This window comes from Corynebacterium minutissimum, from assembly GCF_016889765.1.
In the GTDB taxonomy this organism is placed as follows: Bacteria; Actinomycetota; Actinomycetes; order Mycobacteriales; family Mycobacteriaceae; genus Corynebacterium; species Corynebacterium minutissimum_B.
Window position 1 is genome coordinate 1,564,596 of record NZ_CP069533.1, and the last position, 16,667, is coordinate 1,581,262.

The 16,667-nt window shown below is 62.5% G+C and carries 9 protein-coding genes; 3 read left to right on the forward strand and 6 right to left on the reverse strand.

Going from position 1 to position 16,667, the window contains the following annotated elements:
• The first annotated feature begins 42 nt into the window (after positions 1 to 42).
• Complete coding sequence (locus I6J26_RS07230; RefSeq protein ID WP_042529085.1) at positions 43 to 240, forward strand: hypothetical protein; 198 nt, start codon at positions 43 to 45, stop codon at positions 238 to 240.
• A 3-nt stretch (positions 241 to 243) separates the two neighbouring features.
• Here the strand turns inward: I6J26_RS07230 and I6J26_RS07235 are convergent, their stop codons facing one another.
• Positions 244 to 720 (reverse strand): S-ribosylhomocysteine lyase, encoded by a 477-nt coding sequence (locus I6J26_RS07235; protein WP_070669624.1) that lies wholly within the window; start codon positions 718 to 720, stop codon positions 244 to 246.
• 84 nt (positions 721 to 804) lie between these two features.
• Here I6J26_RS07235 and I6J26_RS07240 point away from each other — a divergent pair, with 84 nt between their 5' ends.
• Positions 805 to 1,959 (forward strand): YihY/virulence factor BrkB family protein, encoded by a 1,155-nt coding sequence (locus I6J26_RS07240; protein WP_181815327.1) that lies wholly within the window; start codon positions 805 to 807, stop codon positions 1,957 to 1,959.
• Positions 1,960 to 1,966: 7 nt separating this feature from the next.
• Here the strand turns inward: I6J26_RS07240 and I6J26_RS07245 are convergent, their stop codons facing one another.
• From I6J26_RS07245 to I6J26_RS07260, 4 genes are all read right to left on the reverse strand, one after another.
• On the reverse strand, positions 1,967 to 2,767 hold the full coding sequence (locus I6J26_RS07245) for a hypothetical protein (RefSeq protein ID WP_115021083.1): 801 nt from the start codon (positions 2,765 to 2,767) through the stop codon (positions 1,967 to 1,969).
• 58 nt (positions 2,768 to 2,825) lie between these two features.
• Positions 2,826 to 3,266 carry a hypothetical protein gene (locus I6J26_RS07250; RefSeq protein WP_115021084.1) on the reverse strand — a complete coding sequence of 147 codons (441 nt, stop codon included), beginning with the start codon at positions 3,264 to 3,266 and terminating at the stop codon, positions 2,826 to 2,828.
• A gap of 6 nt (positions 3,267 to 3,272) precedes the next feature.
• Positions 3,273 to 4,298 (reverse strand): DUF308 domain-containing protein, encoded by a 1,026-nt coding sequence (locus tag I6J26_RS07255; protein ID WP_115021085.1) that lies wholly within the window; start codon positions 4,296 to 4,298, stop codon positions 3,273 to 3,275.
• A 101-nt stretch (positions 4,299 to 4,399) separates the two neighbouring features.
• Entirely contained in the window at positions 4,400 to 13,297 is an 8,898-nt protein-coding gene (locus tag I6J26_RS07260; protein WP_115021086.1) for a type I polyketide synthase, read from the reverse strand.
• Positions 13,298 to 13,611: 314 nt separating this feature from the next.
• Between I6J26_RS07260 and I6J26_RS07265 the strand changes: the two genes are divergently transcribed.
• A complete protein-coding gene (locus tag I6J26_RS07265) occupies positions 13,612 to 14,601 on the forward strand; it encodes a hypothetical protein (RefSeq protein WP_147279302.1) in 990 nt (329 codons plus the stop codon).
• A 2-nt stretch (positions 14,602 to 14,603) separates the two neighbouring features.
• On the opposite strand, the gene I6J26_RS07270 is transcribed toward I6J26_RS07265, so the two are convergent.
• Positions 14,604 to 16,337 carry a long-chain-fatty-acid--CoA ligase gene (locus I6J26_RS07270; RefSeq protein WP_115021089.1) on the reverse strand — a complete coding sequence of 578 codons (1,734 nt, stop codon included), beginning with the start codon at positions 16,335 to 16,337 and terminating at the stop codon, positions 14,604 to 14,606.
• Positions 16,338 to 16,667: the final 330 nt, after the last annotated feature.

The following is a 16,667-nucleotide window of genomic DNA, read 5'->3' on the forward strand; positions in this document are numbered from 1 at the left end:
AACTCGCCGCCGCAAACACTAGGTGCCCAGAAAGGACAAAACATGTACATCCCCAAAGACGTACTCTTCGCCATCCTTCTCTTTGTCTCGGCTCTTCTCTGTGCGGTGGCGATCCTGTTAGTCCCAGGCCTGTTCGCGGAGTTCAGCGCAGCGCGCTGCACTTTGATGGCGAGTGTCTTGGGGCTCGGCGTCGCAGGGCTGTTCTTCGCCCGTACCCAGATCCGACGCCTTGAGCACTAGCGCTTAGGCCATGACGTTGAGCCACTCATCCTTGGCCGCGAGGAAGTTGCGTGCGGCCTCCTGCGCGCCCTCGAGTGAGTGGTGGGCGCCCCAGCCGCACTGCACCTCGTTGGCGGCGGGAACCTCGGTGGCGTTAAGGATGTCATTGAGCGCGCCTTCGACGGCGCGGAGCAGCTCATCCTGCTCCATGCCGTTGGTGATGGCGTAGAAGCCGGTACGGCAGCCCATCGGGGCAAAGCCAATGAGCTTGTCGGTGTAGTTGCGCATGAAGTTGGCCATCATGTGCTCCACCGAGTGAAGGGCTTCGGTGCCAAGATGCGCTTTGTTGGGCTGGCAGAAGCGCAGGTCATACTTGATAATCTCTATCCCGCCGCCCAAGTCGGTGCGGTCGGCGACGCGGATATAGGGGGCGTCGACAAGCCGGTGGTCGAGCTCAAAGGACTTCACATTGATCTTGTTCTCAGTGCTGTTCTCAGTCATGCCTCCCCAGTGTAACCACGGGCTGCATCGAGGCCCGAGTGTCCTGCCCCTGAACGCGGGCTGTACCGCATACGCTGGACAGATATGAGCGACGAGGAGATCGGGGGCAACGCCATCCCGGTCGAGAGACCAGAGACCATCGTGCCGTGGAAGAGCTCGAGCATCCTCGAGGTTGAGGGGCACGATGATGCCCGCGATCCTTTTGCCAAAGGCAACCGCCTTCGCCGGGAGAGCTGGGGACTAGTTGTGCGCCGCACGTGGAATGACTTCTTTCACGATGCCTTCATGGACCGCGCCGCCGGAATGACGTACTTCACGCTCATGGCGTTTGCACCCACGGTGCTGGCGGCCTACTCCATCGCTACTCTTATCTTCTCCTCCCGCAGGGAGGAAGTGGAGCAGCTGACCTCACAGTTCATTGAACAGTACATCCCTAGCTCCTTCTCAGAGGAGGCGAATGTCGTTGTCAGCGCGATTATTGGTTCAAGTGCCCAAGGTACCTTCGCCTTGATCGTGTCGTTGGCGATCTCCCTGTTTTCTGCTTCGGCCTATGTGCGGGCCTTCGCGCGCACAGCCAATACCGTGTACGGGCGGGTGGAAGGTCGCGGCATCATCCGCACGTGGTCGCTGATGTGGGGGCTGACCGCCATCATTGTCATTGGCGCGGTCATCGTGCTCTTTGCCAACTTGCTGCGAGATACCGTCATCAGCGGGGCCATCTACCCTTTAGCCCGCCAGGTCGGCCTTGAAGATGCCGCTACCTACCTAGTCCAAGCCTTTCTACCTGTGTGGAATTGGCTGCGTTTCCCCGTCACGGTGGTCGTGGTCCTCACCCTGATTGCGGTGCTCTATCACTTCAGCCCCAATGTGCGGCCGAGTCGTTTCCGCTGGATTACTTACGGTTCCGTGGTAGCGCTCGTGGGCACCGTTGGGGTCTGGGGCTTGTTCGGCCTCTACATCACGTATCTTGCCGCAGCCAGTGCTTATGGTGCGTTGAGTACCATCCTGGCTCTTTTCATGGCCATTTGGTTGATGAATACGTCCCTCATTGTGGGCATCAAGATTGATGCCGAGGTGCTGCGTGCAAAGGAGCTGCAGCTAGGGATGCACTCGGAACGTTTCATCCAGGCCCCGCCACGCTCAGATGCATCCTCCCGCGCCCAGGCCCGCGCGCAGAAACGCCTTGAGTACAAGGCGCGGGAGATTTCCGATAGCGCGCGGCAGGAACAGCCCGAGTAGTCGAGTGCTACTTCAGTGAGTAGTAGATAGAGCTTTTCGTGGTGGGATCAGAGACCACGATGTTGCCGCTCTCGGCATTCTTGGAGGGGGCACTAAAAATGAGTGTCTTACTTCGGGTCTTTGCCTGCGATAGGGGGTTATACAGCTCGTTGTCGGAGTTGACTGATGACCCATCTAATTTTCGGTTCTTCAAAGCCCAATGGTCGCTATAGCTAAGCAGTGGCACATTGAGGTAGTCGGGATTATCGCTTAGGTACGTGATGGTGACGTCGACCGAGATATACTCTCGCCCTTTTCTGGGCCGGGGAAGTAGGGGATGGGCGGCAACGAGAGAGCCGGAGTTATTGACCACAAGATTGCTCACTGTCAGCTGCCATTCTGGGCTAGATAACATGGTGTTCAACGGCAACGGGTCGCTTCTCGAGCCTTCGTCGCCATCGAGAATGTAGTGCTCTCCGTCCGTATTCGGGGTTAGCTGAAAGGTGCTTGTGGGACTCGGTGCAGCGGGAACTTCCTGGGCAGTAACCGGAGTGGCGTCCGTGGACTCTGGAAGCACGACAAAGGCGGCAGCAGCCACGACGCTTCCAATGACGCTGACAGCGATGGCGACAACACCAACCGGGGTGGATTGCCGGGCAGATAAGGTCGCGGCAAGGCCCGTGGCCACAGCCGCGGCGAGCACGACCCAGCCAGCGATGTACACAACGGGAAGGCACGCCAGCAGCGTGCCCACCAGCGCAAGCACCACAGCAATTAGACCGAGGCGGTCCTTCTTGGGCTGTGATTCCTTTGCAGAGGCATCGGTCATGTGAGGAACTCTTTCAGATGTGGAGAAGGTTCGTGCGGGAAGAAAGGTGCCTAACTGACTATGTGTGCTCGACCTGTTCCGTCGCGTAGCTTGTGAACGTGTCTTCCCACGAGGCTCCTTCGTCAAACATGACAAACAGTCCGATGGACAGAACAATTTTAATGATGAAGCCGAGGACTGCCCCGACCACTGCGGTGCACAGCGCGATGATGGGCCAAAGGTTCCTCTGGTCTTTCATGAACAAACCAATAAATCCCAAGATGACGGCAGTGCAGAGCACAACTCCGTCGATGAGGAACGTGAAAGGCAGACAGGTGAGCACGAATCCGAGCAGCGCCGTGATGAAGGCGATGAGCCCCAGAACATTGGATTGCGGCTGCGGCGGCTGGGGCGGCTGCTGCGCGGCACCGTAGAAGTTCTGTTGGCCATACGGCCCATTCTGGGGAGGCGGGACGTGTGAGGGCTGGAAACCGGAGGGATGCTGGGGAGGTTGTGTCATAGTGTCCTATTTCAATGCGAGGAAGAAGGGAATCTCAGTGCCAGGCGCGATAATCCCGAAGGTACCGTCTTCAGCGCCGTTCTCCGGCACGCTGACAGCAACTCTGCCGGTACGCTTCTCCTGTGGCTGGAAAGGGGTGTCCACGTCCATAAATCCGTCGACGTCCCACTTGATGGGTTGCCCGTTCTCCTCCTCGCCAGGGTCGAAGTAGAGGAACGCCATCTCCGAGCTAGCGTCGGTCTCGCTACCGGTGTACGTCAGCGTCAAGTCAAAAACTAAGTACTTTCGACCATCTTCTGGCTTCTCATAAGACGGGTCCGCCGCCATGACCTCGTCAGTGCCGTCAAAGTTGAGGTTGGCTACGTCCACTGCCCACTCAGGTCCGTTCAACGTGGTGTTGAGTGGTAGGGGGTTTGAGTGCGAACCAGGGGTGCCGTCCTCAAGGTGCTGGTTGCCGTTTTCGTCGGGAACGCTGTTGAAGTACTCCGTCGAGATGGGGGTAGGGGAGCTTGTGCTTTCCGACGTCTCCTCACCCGATGGCTGCACCGTCGTCCCCACGACGGAGCTCCCTGCATTTGGAGTTTGTGTCGTATCCGGCAGTGAATTGAGGAACTTTGCGGTGATGAAGAAGAGAAAGACTATCGAGGCAATGAAGCTACCCACCACGGAGATGAGCAGCGCGGCCACACCCCAGAACTTGGATTGGTTGTTGAGGAACAGTGCGACGATGGCAGTAATGAACCCCGCGACGAGCATGATCCAGCCCACGACGTAGATGCCGGGAACGCAGGCGATAATGGTGCCCAGGACGGCGAACACTGTGGCGATGATTCCGACGATGGAGCTTTTCTTAGGCGGTTCGGGCTGGGGTGGCGGTGCCCCGTATCCGCCACCCGGGTTGCCATAGGGAGAACCCGGCGGCGGGAAGGACTGGTTGGAATAGGGATTGTGCTGCGGGGCGCCGTGCTGAGAGGCTCCCTGCGGCCTAGGGCCCGGCGGCGGGTTGTGCGGCGGATACGGCGGCTGAGTCATCACGAGGCTCTTTCGGGGGTGGTGGGAGAGGTGAGTGGAACCTCATAGTAACCGCAGCATAACCGCCGCGTGCGGGAACAAGGGATAGGTGGGGAGTGCTCCTAGTCTTCTGGGTAGGTGCCGTCCTCGCTGAGGCGCGCGGAATCGTCGAGAAGCATCGCGATTTCCGCAGCCTTGGCGTTGTGAGCCGGCAGGCGGCGTCCTTCGATGACCTCGAAGAGCGGAGCGCGGCCCAGCATGCCGGCCTCAAAGTGGGCGCGGCCGGCGCGCAGGCGGCGCTCGGCGCGCTCGCGCCACGAGGTGGCAGCATCCGCCCCGCGCTGCTGAGCCACTGCCTGCTCGAATACGCCCGGGTGAGCGTAGACGATGAGCGCGCTGACGTGGCCAAAGCCGAGCGAGGTCAGTGCCGCTGCCTTCACATTGTGGCCTGCAGAGCCGAGATCCAGCGGCGAGCGCAGCCACACCAGGTTGGGCGCCTTCGGGGCGATGAGCGGGTCGACGCAATCCAGGGAGACGTTCGCCGGGATGCGGTGCGTGCGGAAGACATCAATGATGCCGCCGGTTTGGAAGAGAGCAGCACCCGCCTTGGAGTGGCCGGTGAGTGTCTTCTGGGAGATGACGAACATCGGCTGGTCCTTATCGCGGCCAATCGCCGGCCACAGCAGGGAGTGCAGCTCCGACTCATTGGGGTCATTGGCGTTGGTGGAAGTGTCGTGCTTGGACAAGACGCTGACATCGTTGGGAGTGAGGCCGAGTCCGCGCAGCGAGCGCGCCAGGCGGGAGTTTTCCCGGCCGCGGCCAGCACCTAGCGCACCCAGGCCAGGGGCCGGGATGGAGGTGTGGGCGCCGTCGCCATAAGACGCCGCGTGCGCGACCACCGCGAGCACTGGCAGTCCTAAGTCGGCTGCTAGTGAGGCACGAACCAGCAGGACCGTGCCGCCACCTTCGCCTTCGAGGAAGCCGCCGCGACGGCGGTCGTTGGCACGGGAGATGAAGCGATCATCGATTCCCTTGGCCGTCATTGTCGCGGTCTCTGCGGTGGCGTTCATATCGCCGAAGCCCTGGAGGGATTCCACCTGAACATCGTCGATACCGCCGGCCACGACCACATCAGCCTTGCCCAACGCAATCTTGTCTACGGCCTCTTCAATCGACACTGCTGCGGTAGCGCAGGCGCCGATGGGGTGAATCATGGAACCGTAGCCGCCCACCAGGGACTGCATGGTATGCGCTGCGATGACGTTGGGCAGGGCCTCCTGCAGGATGTCCGATGGGCGCTCCTCACCGAGGAAGCGAGAAACGAAGACCTTGTGCAGGGACTCCATGCCACCGATACCGGTGCCCTGCGTGGTGGCTACTTGGCCCGGGTGGATGGAGCGCAGCAACTCCGCCGGGGAGAAGCCGGCCTGGGTGAAAGCATCCACCGCCGTGACCAGGTTCCACACCGCCATGCGGTCCAGGGAATCGAGCATGTGCTCCGGAATGCCCCACTTGGCAGCGTCGAAGTCATCCGGCATTTGGGCGGCGACGGTGCGGGTCAGCGTGGCCTTGCGCGGGACCTTGACGGTCGCACCCTGGCGGCGGGTGACCTGCCATTCGCCATCTACCTCCGCGATGCTGACGAACTCCGGGTCCGCTTCCTGGATATCGCGAGCAGTGGCTTCCGAATCCACGGTGAAGGTGACGTCGCGGTCGAGGAAGACGGTGGTCAGGTCGATGGAGCCACGGTCGGTGAGATGGTATTTATCCGTGAGCGTGCGGATGCCACAGCGCGCGACGACCTCATCGCGGAAGCGCTCGAAGATGTCCTCTTCGGCAATCTCTTCGTCGTCGTTCACGACGAACCAGCCTGGGTGCGGGTCCTCGCGCCATTCCACTAGCCCGGTCATCCAGGCCAGCTCCAGCACGCCGGCAGCGGTGAGCTCCGCGGAACCATCGCGCTGCAGGCCATACTCGGCCTCGAAGCGCGTGCGGCCCGAACCCCACGAGGAGACCTCGCCGATACCGGCGATGACCACCATGTCCTCCAAGTCCGTAGTGATCTCACCGATCTCCTCTTCCAGGCCTGGCTGTACCGCCTGCACCTGGTTAGGCAGCGCAGTGATGGTCGCGGGAGCGTCCTTCTTTTCCTGCGCAACGTCGCCGACAGGTTCCACATCGGCAGCAAGCTCCTTGAGGGAGAAGCCTTCCAACCCACCGGTGAGGTCCTTCTCCACCGGGGCGTGAGCTGCCTGCTCGCGTGAGTCGGCGCTGGCCAGTGCCATAAGCTCGGAGGAAATCTCCTCGGGGTTCCACACTTTGATGCCGGCCTTCTCGGCGGCAGGCACCAGCGCGTCATTGCCACCCATGAGGTGCGTGCCGGCGACCCAACCGATCTTGGCCTGCGCCAGGGTGACTCCCTGCGGCCAGCCGGCCTCGACCTTCCACTTGTTGAGGATGGCATCGAGTGCTGCCTTGACCTCGCCGTAGGCGCCGTCGCCGCCGAAGGTGCCGCGGTTGGGCGAGCCCGGCAGGACGACATGGCAGCGCTTGTCGACGTCCCCCTGACTCAGCCGTGCTAGCCCCGCAATGGTGCGCTCGACGGACCACAGCAGCAGCCGGGCCTGGGCCTCGGTGCTGCCGGAAGCATCCGCCAGCGAGCCGGACACACTCGGCGCGGCGAAGGGGAAGGCCAGCGTCGGCGTGAGGGCCGGCTTGAGGATCTTGACCTCGTTGCCCATGGACTCGCGCTGCTCAGTGCCGATCCAGTCGATGAGCGCGTCAATATCGCGGAAGCTTGACAGGTTCGCCGGGACCAGCCACAGGGCGGAACCAGCAGCGCCGTGCTCGGCATAGAGCGTGCGCGCGAACTCCTTGCGGGCTTGGCTTATACGGGAGGCGGTCATGATGACGGTCGCGCCGCCTTCCAGCAGACGCTCCACCAGCGCGGTGGCGATGGAACCAGGTGCAGCACCCGTGACCAAAGCAATCTCACCGGCAAACGCGCCGGGTGTGGTGTCCACGGCAGCCTTCGCGATGTCTTCGCGCTTCCACCAGCGAGCCTGGCGTGCCAGGTCCTCGCCGGTCCCGCGGAAGCTCTCAACTGAATACTCGGCCTGGCCCAGTGCCACGCGGGCGAGGCGCTCGCGGGCGATGGCCCAGGAGTCGTCGAAAAGCACGGCCTTGTTCGCATCGAAGGACGGCGTGACGGACTTGAGCCAGCCGGAGCCGAGCTCTGCCTCGACGGCATCGATGACGGTGGTATCAGGGGCCTCAATGAGCTCCGGTTTGGAGTCCAGCCCGAGCTGGGAGAGCACTTGGCGGGCAGCGGTGGCCAACACGCCATTTTCACCGGTAACGGTCTCGGCGAAAGCATCCAATGCCGCGGAATCCACCACCGCACCGCCGCCGGCGCCACCTGCGGCAGCGCCTTTACTAACGCTAGCGCCGTGAGCAGTGGCGACGGCCTGGACGGCGGTGTCGATAAGCTCGTGTGCTGCGGACTTGGAGGTGGCACTCGTCGGCACGGTGCTCAGCGAGCCGCCGCGCACCGAGTCTTCCTCGCGGGAGCCGAGCAGGATCTCCGCCTCGACGTGGGCAATCCAGGATTCGGGCAGACCCCAGGTTCCGGTGACGTACTCAGCCACGGCGGTGGGCTTGAGGCCCGCCGCACCAAAGAGCTGGCGCAGGCGTGCTCCGACGGCCTCACCGAGCACCGGTCCGAAGGCAGCATAGCCCGGTGCCGCAGTGGAAACCTTCTCGCGCAACGTGGCTACGTCGGCATCAGCGGCACCATCGATAGCGGGCACGCCCAGTTCCGCCGACATGTCCATAAGTAGCTGGTTACGACGCGAGGATACGCCGTTGGTGAGCTCCTCCACGGTATCGGAGTCCATGATCTGGTCTACGCGGATTTTGTTCTGGAAGGCGAAGAGCACCATGATGGCCTCCGCCGCGCCGAAGCGCAGTTCGGGGGCGTCGCCAGACGCGACGCCCGGGGCTGCAGGTGCAGGAGTTGGTGCAGCCGGAGCCGGAGCGTCGACAGCCTGCGGTGCTTCCTCGGCAACGGATTCCGCAACGGGTTCTGGGGTGGGGGCCTCGGAGACGTCGGCAAGCATGACCTGGTCCTGGTCGCGCTCCACGTTGAGCACGCGGATGGTGCCCTCCGGGATACCGGCAACTGTGAGCGAGCGTTCAGCCAGGTTGGTCAGCGTTGGGGAAGAAGCCAGGCCGACCTCGATGATCTGCTCGACCTTGCCAAAGAGGAACTCCTGGGTTTCAATCCAGCGCACAGGTGAGGCGAACTGCCAGGACAGTAGCTCAATGAGGAGCAGGCGGGCGAGCTCGTTGTCGTCCATGTCCGCAGCATTGAGCCCGTCCAGCTTTCCGGACGGCGCCAGTGGTACCACGGCGTCGACGAAGTCTTGGGTGAGCTCGAAGGGTCGGGCCACCAGGTTAGGGATGTAGCGGCCCACCAGAGCATCGAGGTCCAGCTGTGCCGGAAGCAGCTCGTCGAGCTTCTCCGCAAAGGCAGGCACGCCTTCGCGCAGCACGCGGGAGTGGAAAGGCACGTCGATGCCCGGGACCATGACGGCCGCGCGCGGGGCGATGGCATTGGCCTTGTCTACCAGGGCCTTGAGTCCCTTCTTCGTGCCGGCGATGGAGTATTGCTGGCCGCGGATGTTGTAGTTGACAATCTCCAAGAACTCGCCGGTGGCCTCGGCGACCTCAGCCACCCAGGCGTCGACGTTGTCGGCATCAATACCCGCCATGTTCGGGCGCAGTGCCGCCATGGCGTACTCGGAACTTCCTTCAGCATCGCGCGGCACCAGGCTGCCCATGGCGGAGCCGCGGGAATAGACGATGTCAATAACACCCTCGAGGTCGAAGATATTCGCCAGCGAGGCCAAGGCGGTGTACTCGCCCAGGGAGTGGCCGGCGAAGTAGGAGGTCGGGGCCAGGGCGTCCTCAGCGCGCAGGCGCTCAGTTTGGGCATAAGCCACCACGGCCAGGGCTACCTGAGTGAACTGGGTCAGATGCAGCACGCCCTGCGGATGTCGGAAGGTAGTGCCGCGCACGGAGAGCTCCGCCGGGTTCTCATCGATGATCTTCTGAATGCTAAAGCCCAGGTTCGCGCGGGTATGCGCGTCGGCGCGGCGCCAGGCCTCGCGTGCCGCCGGGGAAGCTTGGCGGTCACCCTGGCCCATGCCCACTGCCTGGATACCTTGGCCGGGGTAGACATAAGCCGTCGTTGGTGCGGCGAGCAGGGCCTGGCCGCGGGAGACGACCTCGCCGTCGATGCGGCAGGTGACTTCAAGAGCCTGATGGATGCCCTTGCGGCCGACGCGCTCAACGGTGATCTCGATGTCATCACCCAGCTGCACCATGCCATACATGGAATAGGTCCAGCCCACCACGCGGCCGTGGCGCCCGGCCACTTGCTGCGCTGCAGCGGAGAGCCACATTCCGTGCACGAGAGGTGCTTCCAGGTTGACGAGCTGGGCCGCGTTATAGGAGGTATGAATCGGGTTATAGTCACCAGAGACCAGCGCGAATGGAGTCATATCCTGCGGGGCGGTGACGGTGGCGCGGTCGACGAAGGAGCGCGGTGTCGGCACCACCTTGGTGGCGGACTTGCCGCCGCCCCACTCGGGCGCGGGGCTTGGTGCTGCGGTTCCGGTAGCGCGGCCGCGGATGGCAAAGCGGTGCATCTGCGTGGCCACGACGTCCCCAGAGGCGTGGTCCTTGAGTTCCAGCTCCACCGTCACGATGCGCCCGGAAGCAGATTCCTCCACGGCGGTGCAGGAGGAGGTGACATCGATCTGGCGGTCGTCGGCAAGCTGCTCCAGCGGCACCCGCACGTCGATGACGTGGTCCAGGTGTACCGCGTTGAGCAGGCCCTCAATGACCGGGTAGCCATCCTCGAGGCGGCCGGAGCCGAGCGCGGCATAGATGGCCGGCCAGCAGGGTCCGACCAGAACGTCCGGGGTGCCCGCCTTCTCTGCGGAGGATTCGCCGCAGGTCACCGTGCTGTGGGCCGATAGCAGCGAGGCAGGGAAGTGGAAGGAGTAGCCCGACTCCACCGTGGGCATCTCCGTGATCTCATCGCCCTGTTCGGACGTGGAGCCCACACCGGCCAGGCCCTCCAGGAGAGCAAAGACGGAGCCTGGCAGGCGCTCCTCGGAGACTACCGGGGAGCCGCCTGTGGCGACGTCCTCCGGCAGGTCTACAGGAACAGTGACCTCGCGGACGTAGAAGGGGCGCTGCTCGTCAGGGAGATCATCCCAGTAGGAATCCGCGGTGATGACAATTTCCCACTTGCCGTCCGCATCCTGGCGCAGGTCGAAGGCATTCTCATCCATCTCATGCGCCGGGTTCGCCATCAGGTGGCCATGCCACAGCAGGGTAGGCGCGGTGCGCAGGAACGCGGTCTCATCGGCAGCAGAGTTCAGGCGGGAGAAGGCCTTCTGCGGGGTCGAGCCCTGCTCCAGCAGCGCATCCGTGGTGGCCTGCTCGAAGCGGGCAAGCAGGTCTGCCACCGGCTCGTTCTTCGCGGTAATACCTGCCACGGCCACTGGACCCGGGATGATGCGCACTTGGTCGGCGGTGTAGCGCTCATCCTGGGCCTGCCACAGGGTATCTTTGCCAAACCAGGACTTCAGGTCACCATCGATGGCAGGTACCCACGGCATGGGCTTGACGTGCTTGTAGTGCAGCGAAATCCACCAGGCGGCATCGCGCGCGGAGACCTCGGTGGTACGTGCAGCGGGATATTCAGCCAGCAGCTTTGCGACGGCCTGCGGGGCATCGTGGACATCCGCTACGTCAGCGAAAAGCGTTTCAATCTGTCCGTGGTCAGCCGGATTCAGGCGGGCCTCGACGCGGTGGAGGAGATCCAGGAAACGGTCATCCCAGCTCGGATCCACGAACTGGTGGGCCAGATCCACGAAGCGCTCCAGCCACGCAGCGTAGGTCATGGATTCCACGTCGCCGAAGTAGGGCTTGCAGGTCTTGGCCAGTGCACCGATGATCTCCTGGCGGTGTGCCGGGTACTCCTCGATGCTCAGGGAGGTAATCAGGCGTGAGGCAGCAGCGAAGGAATTGTCCAGGTCGTGGATGTCTGCCAGCAGGTGGGACTGCGATGATGCCACGCCGTGCGCGCCGCGGCCACGGCCTACCCATCCGCCGTTGTCCTCTGGGCCGATACCCGGAGTGTTGACCAGTAGTTCCTTGACGGAGTCGGTAGCTTTTGCCTCCTTGGTGGCCATGGCGACGGTGCCGAGGAAGACGGCGTCGACAGGCATGGCAGGCACACCATGCTTCTTCGCCCACGCGCCGGTGAGGTACTCCGTGGCGCGCTCCGGTGTGGCGATGCCGCCGCCCACGGCAAGGTAGACGTTGCTGTGAGCACGAATCTCAGCGTAAGTCTCCAGCAGCATGTCATCGAGGTTTACCCAGGAGTGGTGACCGCCAGCATGCCCGTCCTCGACCTGCATGATGATCTGATCCTCCGGGTAGGCAGCGGCGATGGCCAGCACGTCTCGGATCTGCTTGGCGGTGCCGGGTTTGAAGGAAATGTAGGGGAAGCCGTCCTCGTGCAGGCGGGCGAGGAGCTCGCCGGCTTCCTCCACTTCTGGGATGCCGGCAGAGATGCACACGCCGTTGAAAGGCGCACCGGCCGCACGGGCTTTGGGCACGATGCGTGCCTGGCCAAACTGCAGGTTCCACAGGAAGCGATCGAAGAACATGGTGTTGAACTGCGCAGTGCGGCCCGGGTGCAGGTGCTTTTCCATGACTGCGAGGTGGGCACGGAAGACCTCATCGGAGTACATGCCACCACCGGCCATCTCCGTCCAGTGTCCGGCGTTTGCCGCCGCGGCCACGATCTCACCGTCAGCGGAGGTCGGAGTCATGCCGCCCAGCATGATGGGGGAGAGGCCCGTGAGATCCGAAAAGCGCGTCTGCGTAACGGTGCGCCCGCCGGGAAGCTCAAGGATGCGTGGTGCAAAGTCGGCGTAGTTCAGTGCAGTGGACAGTTCGGTGCCGGGCGTGGTGAGAGAGTCGATGGCCTGTGGGGTGGCGGCCTCCACGACGACAACCCCGGTGCCCTCCACCGCGCGGCGCGTGATAGAAGTCAGAGCGCGGTCGAGAACGATGAGGTGAGTAGCGTCCAGAGCATCTAGCGTCTGCGGCCAATTGTGCTCAGCCACGAGGATGGCCTCTGCGTGCTCGCGAGCGGCTTGTTCATCCAAGCCGCATTTCTGCGCCAACGCCACGGTGCGTTCAGCGGCCATGGCGAGCACCGGGTTATGGAAAGGCAGGGCCACGGGCAGCTCGTCGAAACGTGCTTCAAGCTCGTCACCACCGATAGTGCGCTCCTCCAGGGCGGCATTGTGCTGCGCAACATCGCTTTCAATCGCCGCGCGCGTTGCCGCAAGGTCTTCTGGGCTGCCAGATAACACGTGGTGCCGCCGCCCATTCACCACGGCGATGTCCGCTGTGCCGTGCAGGCGCTTGACAAGGAAGTCGCGCTCGAGCCCGCGCACCGACAGCATCTGCGAGCGCGGATCGGTACCGTTTACCGCCGTAGAGGCCGTGCCCATGAGGAGGGCTAGGGCTAGGGCTTCCGCTGGCTTATCGACGGCCATCTCCCCCAAGCTTCCCTGCGAGTGCCCCGCGGTCAGGTCGAGCGAGACACCAAGGTCCCGGAGTTGCTCGATGGCCGCAATTTGTCCCAGCACGATGCCCGGGATGGAGACGGCTGGGAGTACATCGCCGGGCTCGCGTTCTGCCTCCCCGCCGATGAGTTGCTCCACACGTTCCACCGCACCGGGACATGTGGAGGCTACCGAGCGGGCTACCGGGGCGATGAGCAGGCGAGCCTGGGCGAGAACCTCCTGCAGGCGCTGGGCAGTGGCTGGAGTGTGCGTAGCGGCAGCGATGAAGCTTTGCCATTCAGAGCCCTGACCCGCGAAAAGGACGGCTGGGTGGGGCATAGAATGCAGCGGAGTTACAGGCATTTTTCCTCTTTGTGCTGGTCGGGGATAGGTCTCTGACTAGTTGAAGAGCATTAGTTTGCCCAACATAACTAATCATGATGACGCCACCGTAGTCGAAGCTCGACTAATAGAGGGCCTCCCGCGCGCAAAATGTGAGGTTTTTCTCACGTTTGATGTGGAGGTGGGGGTGCTCTCGCGCTTCTCGACGAGCGAAGATGCTCAACCTTTTGTATTCTTGGCGGCACTGCAGCAGCTCGGGGGAGAGTGACGTGTGTGGGGACCTCACGACCAGCTCGCTCAGTATGTAGGTAACACACAAATTTCTAGGGGGGACAATGTCTCAAACCGCATCTCATAAACCAGCCAAAACCCCAGCAGCACTCAGCACTAGGCGCGTAAAGAAGGCCATGGAGAAGCTAGCCGGCACGCTGGAAAACAACTCCATGGGCCTGCCTACCATCCGGATCCCGGGTGGCCGCATGAGTATTGGCGTCAACGACGAGCTGGGAGGCCTCTCCATTCTTGGCTATTGGGGTGGCTCGGTGTGCTTCGATCCAGACCGGCAGCCCTTGCGTATGGACGTCAACGACTTTAACGGTGGAGGTATCTCCGGCAATCTCGTCGCCGAGCCCTGTGGAAGCTCCATAGCGCACTCACATCTGCGCGTTTATGCACCGCCTTACCTGCCGTCGACAGCAACGAATTCGCAGCTCAAGAGCATCATTTCTGGATACGCGAAGTCCCTCTCGGCGGTCTTTGCACGCTTCGATGAGCATTTTCCGGAGGAACCCTCCGAACCTATGCGCGGTGCTGGGCTCAAACCCGTGTCTCCACACTATTTCAGTGAGGTGTACGAGGTATCAGCAGTCGGTATGTGGCGCGTGCACCAACGCGCAACGCGCCTCGTCTCGATGGAGCACCCAGTTCACGTTGTGAACCACGGCAACGGCACGGTGGGCATCACGATTGAAGACCACACGATCACGGTGCAGTCGGCATGCGACGGCTCCGACGATATCGAACTGAGTCTCGTGACCCCGTCAGGGCGGTGCCTCTGTGACCTTGATGCCCTCGTGCGCTGGGCGGAATTCAAGAATGATGTCCAGTATGCGTACTCCGCGCGCATTGAGACTGTACGTCGAGGTGCCGACGAGGACCTAGTCCTCGTCACCACGGCCCGCATCCCTACTGGCTGGGGCTACACGGACGCGCAGCTGGATCACCAGTTGAGTACTCTGGTGAGCCAGCTGATCTGGGCCGGGGAGGAGTTCTACTCAACGTTCAACCCCAGCCGCTTCATGAGCTATGCCGAACGTGCTGCCTAAGCCTATGCGTGCTCTTTGATGAGCTCCAAGAGTTCCTTCTGCACTTCGCGGCGGCGGACCTTGCCCAGCTGGTCCGACGCGAGGTGCTCGAAGTGGTAGAACCTGCGCGGAACCTTGTAGCGGGTAAGGCGCTCACGGCAGTAGTCCTTGAGGCCTTCGGGGTCGAGCACGGCGCCGTCGTTAAGCACAATGCATCCCACGACGTCCTCAGAACCATCGTCACGGGGCAAGCCCACGACAGCCACGTTGGTCACGTCTGGGTGCTGGCGAATGACGTCTTCGACCTCCGCCGGGTAGATGTTGAAGCCGCCTGTAATGATCATCTCCTTGATGCGGGAGACAATCTTGATGAAGCCATCTGACTCCATAATTGCCATGTCACCCGTGCGGTACCAGCCATTGTGGAAGGCGTTCTCGGTGGCCTCCGGCATATTGAAGTAACCTTTGAACACCTGAGGGCCGCGCACGAGGAGCTCGCCCGCGGTGCCGTCCGGCTGGGTCTCGTCGAGGTTATCTGGGTTGCCAATGCGTACCTCGGTATCCGGGAAAGGAATACCGATATACCCCGGGCGGCGGTTCTTGTTGAGCGGGTTCACCGTAACGATGGGGGAGGTCTCCGTCAGGCCGTAGCCTTCCACAAGAAGACCGCCGGTGAGGGCTTCCCATTCCTCGACGATTTCCGGCGGCAAGGCGGCCGCGCCGGAGAGGCTGTTTTCAATGCCGTGCAGGTCAATGCCTTGTTCCTTGGCTGCCTCCATAACCTTGGCATAAATGGTGGGCACGCCCGGCATCCAGGTGGGGCGGCGCTTCTTCATGATGTCCAGCAGGAGCGGAATCTTCGGGGCCGGCGCCAAAACCAGCTCGCCACCGATCTGCACGCCGAGTGCCGCGATAAGGGTGAGGCCGTACACATGGAAGAGGGGCAGGGCCGCCAGCATTCGTTCGGCCTCTTCTCCAAGTTTCGGAACCCAGGACTCCGCCATCTTCATGTTGCAGTACAGGTTGGAGTGGGTCAGCTCCGCGCCCTTCGGGGTTCCCGTGGTGCCGGAGGTGTAGAGAATGAGTGCAGTGTCGTTATGATCGACCTTCGCGTCTGTCAGCTTGTGGCCGTGGCCGCCGATGGCTCGACCAGTAAGGGCGCTCCATGGCACGGTATTGGGGGCCGGGACGGAGAGTTCCTCGCGCTTGTCTTTAATGAAGGGGATGGGCAGGCGTAGGAGCGCTTGTTTGCGGCGCGGCATCGCCTCAATCATGTTGACCGTGACGATGGTCTCCAGCGGGGTGGAATCGCGCAGCTTCTCGAAGGTCGGGCTCGCCTTGTCCCAGACCACCGCCACGCGCGCGGCGTGGTCGTTGAAGAGCGGCTCCAGCTCTGGGGCGGTGTAGAGCGGGTTGTGCTCCACGACGGTCGCTCCCAGCTTCAGGATGGCGTAGAACACCGCCACGTGCTGAGGACAATTTGGAAGGGCGACTGCTACGCGGTCACCGGGGCGGATTCCGAAGGCCTTTAATCCTGCGGCGGCGGCGCGCACGTGGGTATCGAGCTCGCGGTAGGTCATCTGGCTGCCGAAGAACCAGGTGGCTGGCCTATCTCCGTAGGCCTCGACGGTTTCCTGGTAGGAATCCAAGAGAGTCTTGTCGCCGTAGTCCAAGTGGGGTTTGGTCCACTCGGGGTAGTACTGCAGCCATGCCTTGGTCTCGTAGGCAGAGGGCGCTTTCGCAGGGGCTTCGGTCATGAGCGAGAACTCCTTAGGTGGTCAAATATGTTATGTGTGGAACAGTATAACTAATTTGTGACCGTCGTCTCGCAAAACTTTGCAAAGTTGCTACCCGTAACGAAAGGAGCTGCGCGGGGAACCATCGACACGGGTGAATAGTCGCTGGACGGTGGCAAGGCGCCTAACCCGGCGAGATGGAGAGGGAAGGTCAAGGACTCATCTAAGAGGAGCTGAGCAGCAGTGAGTCCGTCTGCCCGCGTACGACACGTTGGTTCATACTTATCCCCCGGAAAGTGTGAATCTCAATGTAGCAGCGATGAGCCCTAGGTGCGCGACAACCGTCCTAAC

Bases quoted from the DNA above. Each gene is read 5' to 3' on its own strand.
- I6J26_RS07230 (WP_042529085.1), top strand. From the start codon at position 43: ATGTACATCCCCAAAGACGTACTCTTCGCCATCCTTCTCTTTGTCTCG.
- I6J26_RS07235 (WP_070669624.1), bottom strand. From the start codon at position 720: ATGACTGAGAACAGCACTGAGAACAAGATCAATGTGAAGTCCTTTGAG.
- I6J26_RS07240 (WP_181815327.1), top strand. From the start codon at position 805: ATGAGCGACGAGGAGATCGGGGGCAACGCCATCCCGGTCGAGAGACCA.
- I6J26_RS07245 (WP_115021083.1), bottom strand. From the start codon at position 2,767: ATGACCGATGCCTCTGCAAAGGAATCACAGCCCAAGAAGGACCGCCTC.
- I6J26_RS07250 (WP_115021084.1), bottom strand. From the start codon at position 3,266: ATGACACAACCTCCCCAGCATCCCTCCGGTTTCCAGCCCTCACACGTC.
- I6J26_RS07255 (WP_115021085.1), bottom strand. From the start codon at position 4,298: ATGACTCAGCCGCCGTATCCGCCGCACAACCCGCCGCCGGGCCCTAGG.
- I6J26_RS07260 (WP_115021086.1), bottom strand. From the start codon at position 13,297: ATGCCTGTAACTCCGCTGCATTCTATGCCCCACCCAGCCGTCCTTTTC.
- I6J26_RS07265 (WP_147279302.1), top strand. From the start codon at position 13,612: ATGTCTCAAACCGCATCTCATAAACCAGCCAAAACCCCAGCAGCACTC.
- I6J26_RS07270 (WP_115021089.1), bottom strand. From the start codon at position 16,337: ATGACCGAAGCCCCTGCGAAAGCGCCCTCTGCCTACGAGACCAAGGCA.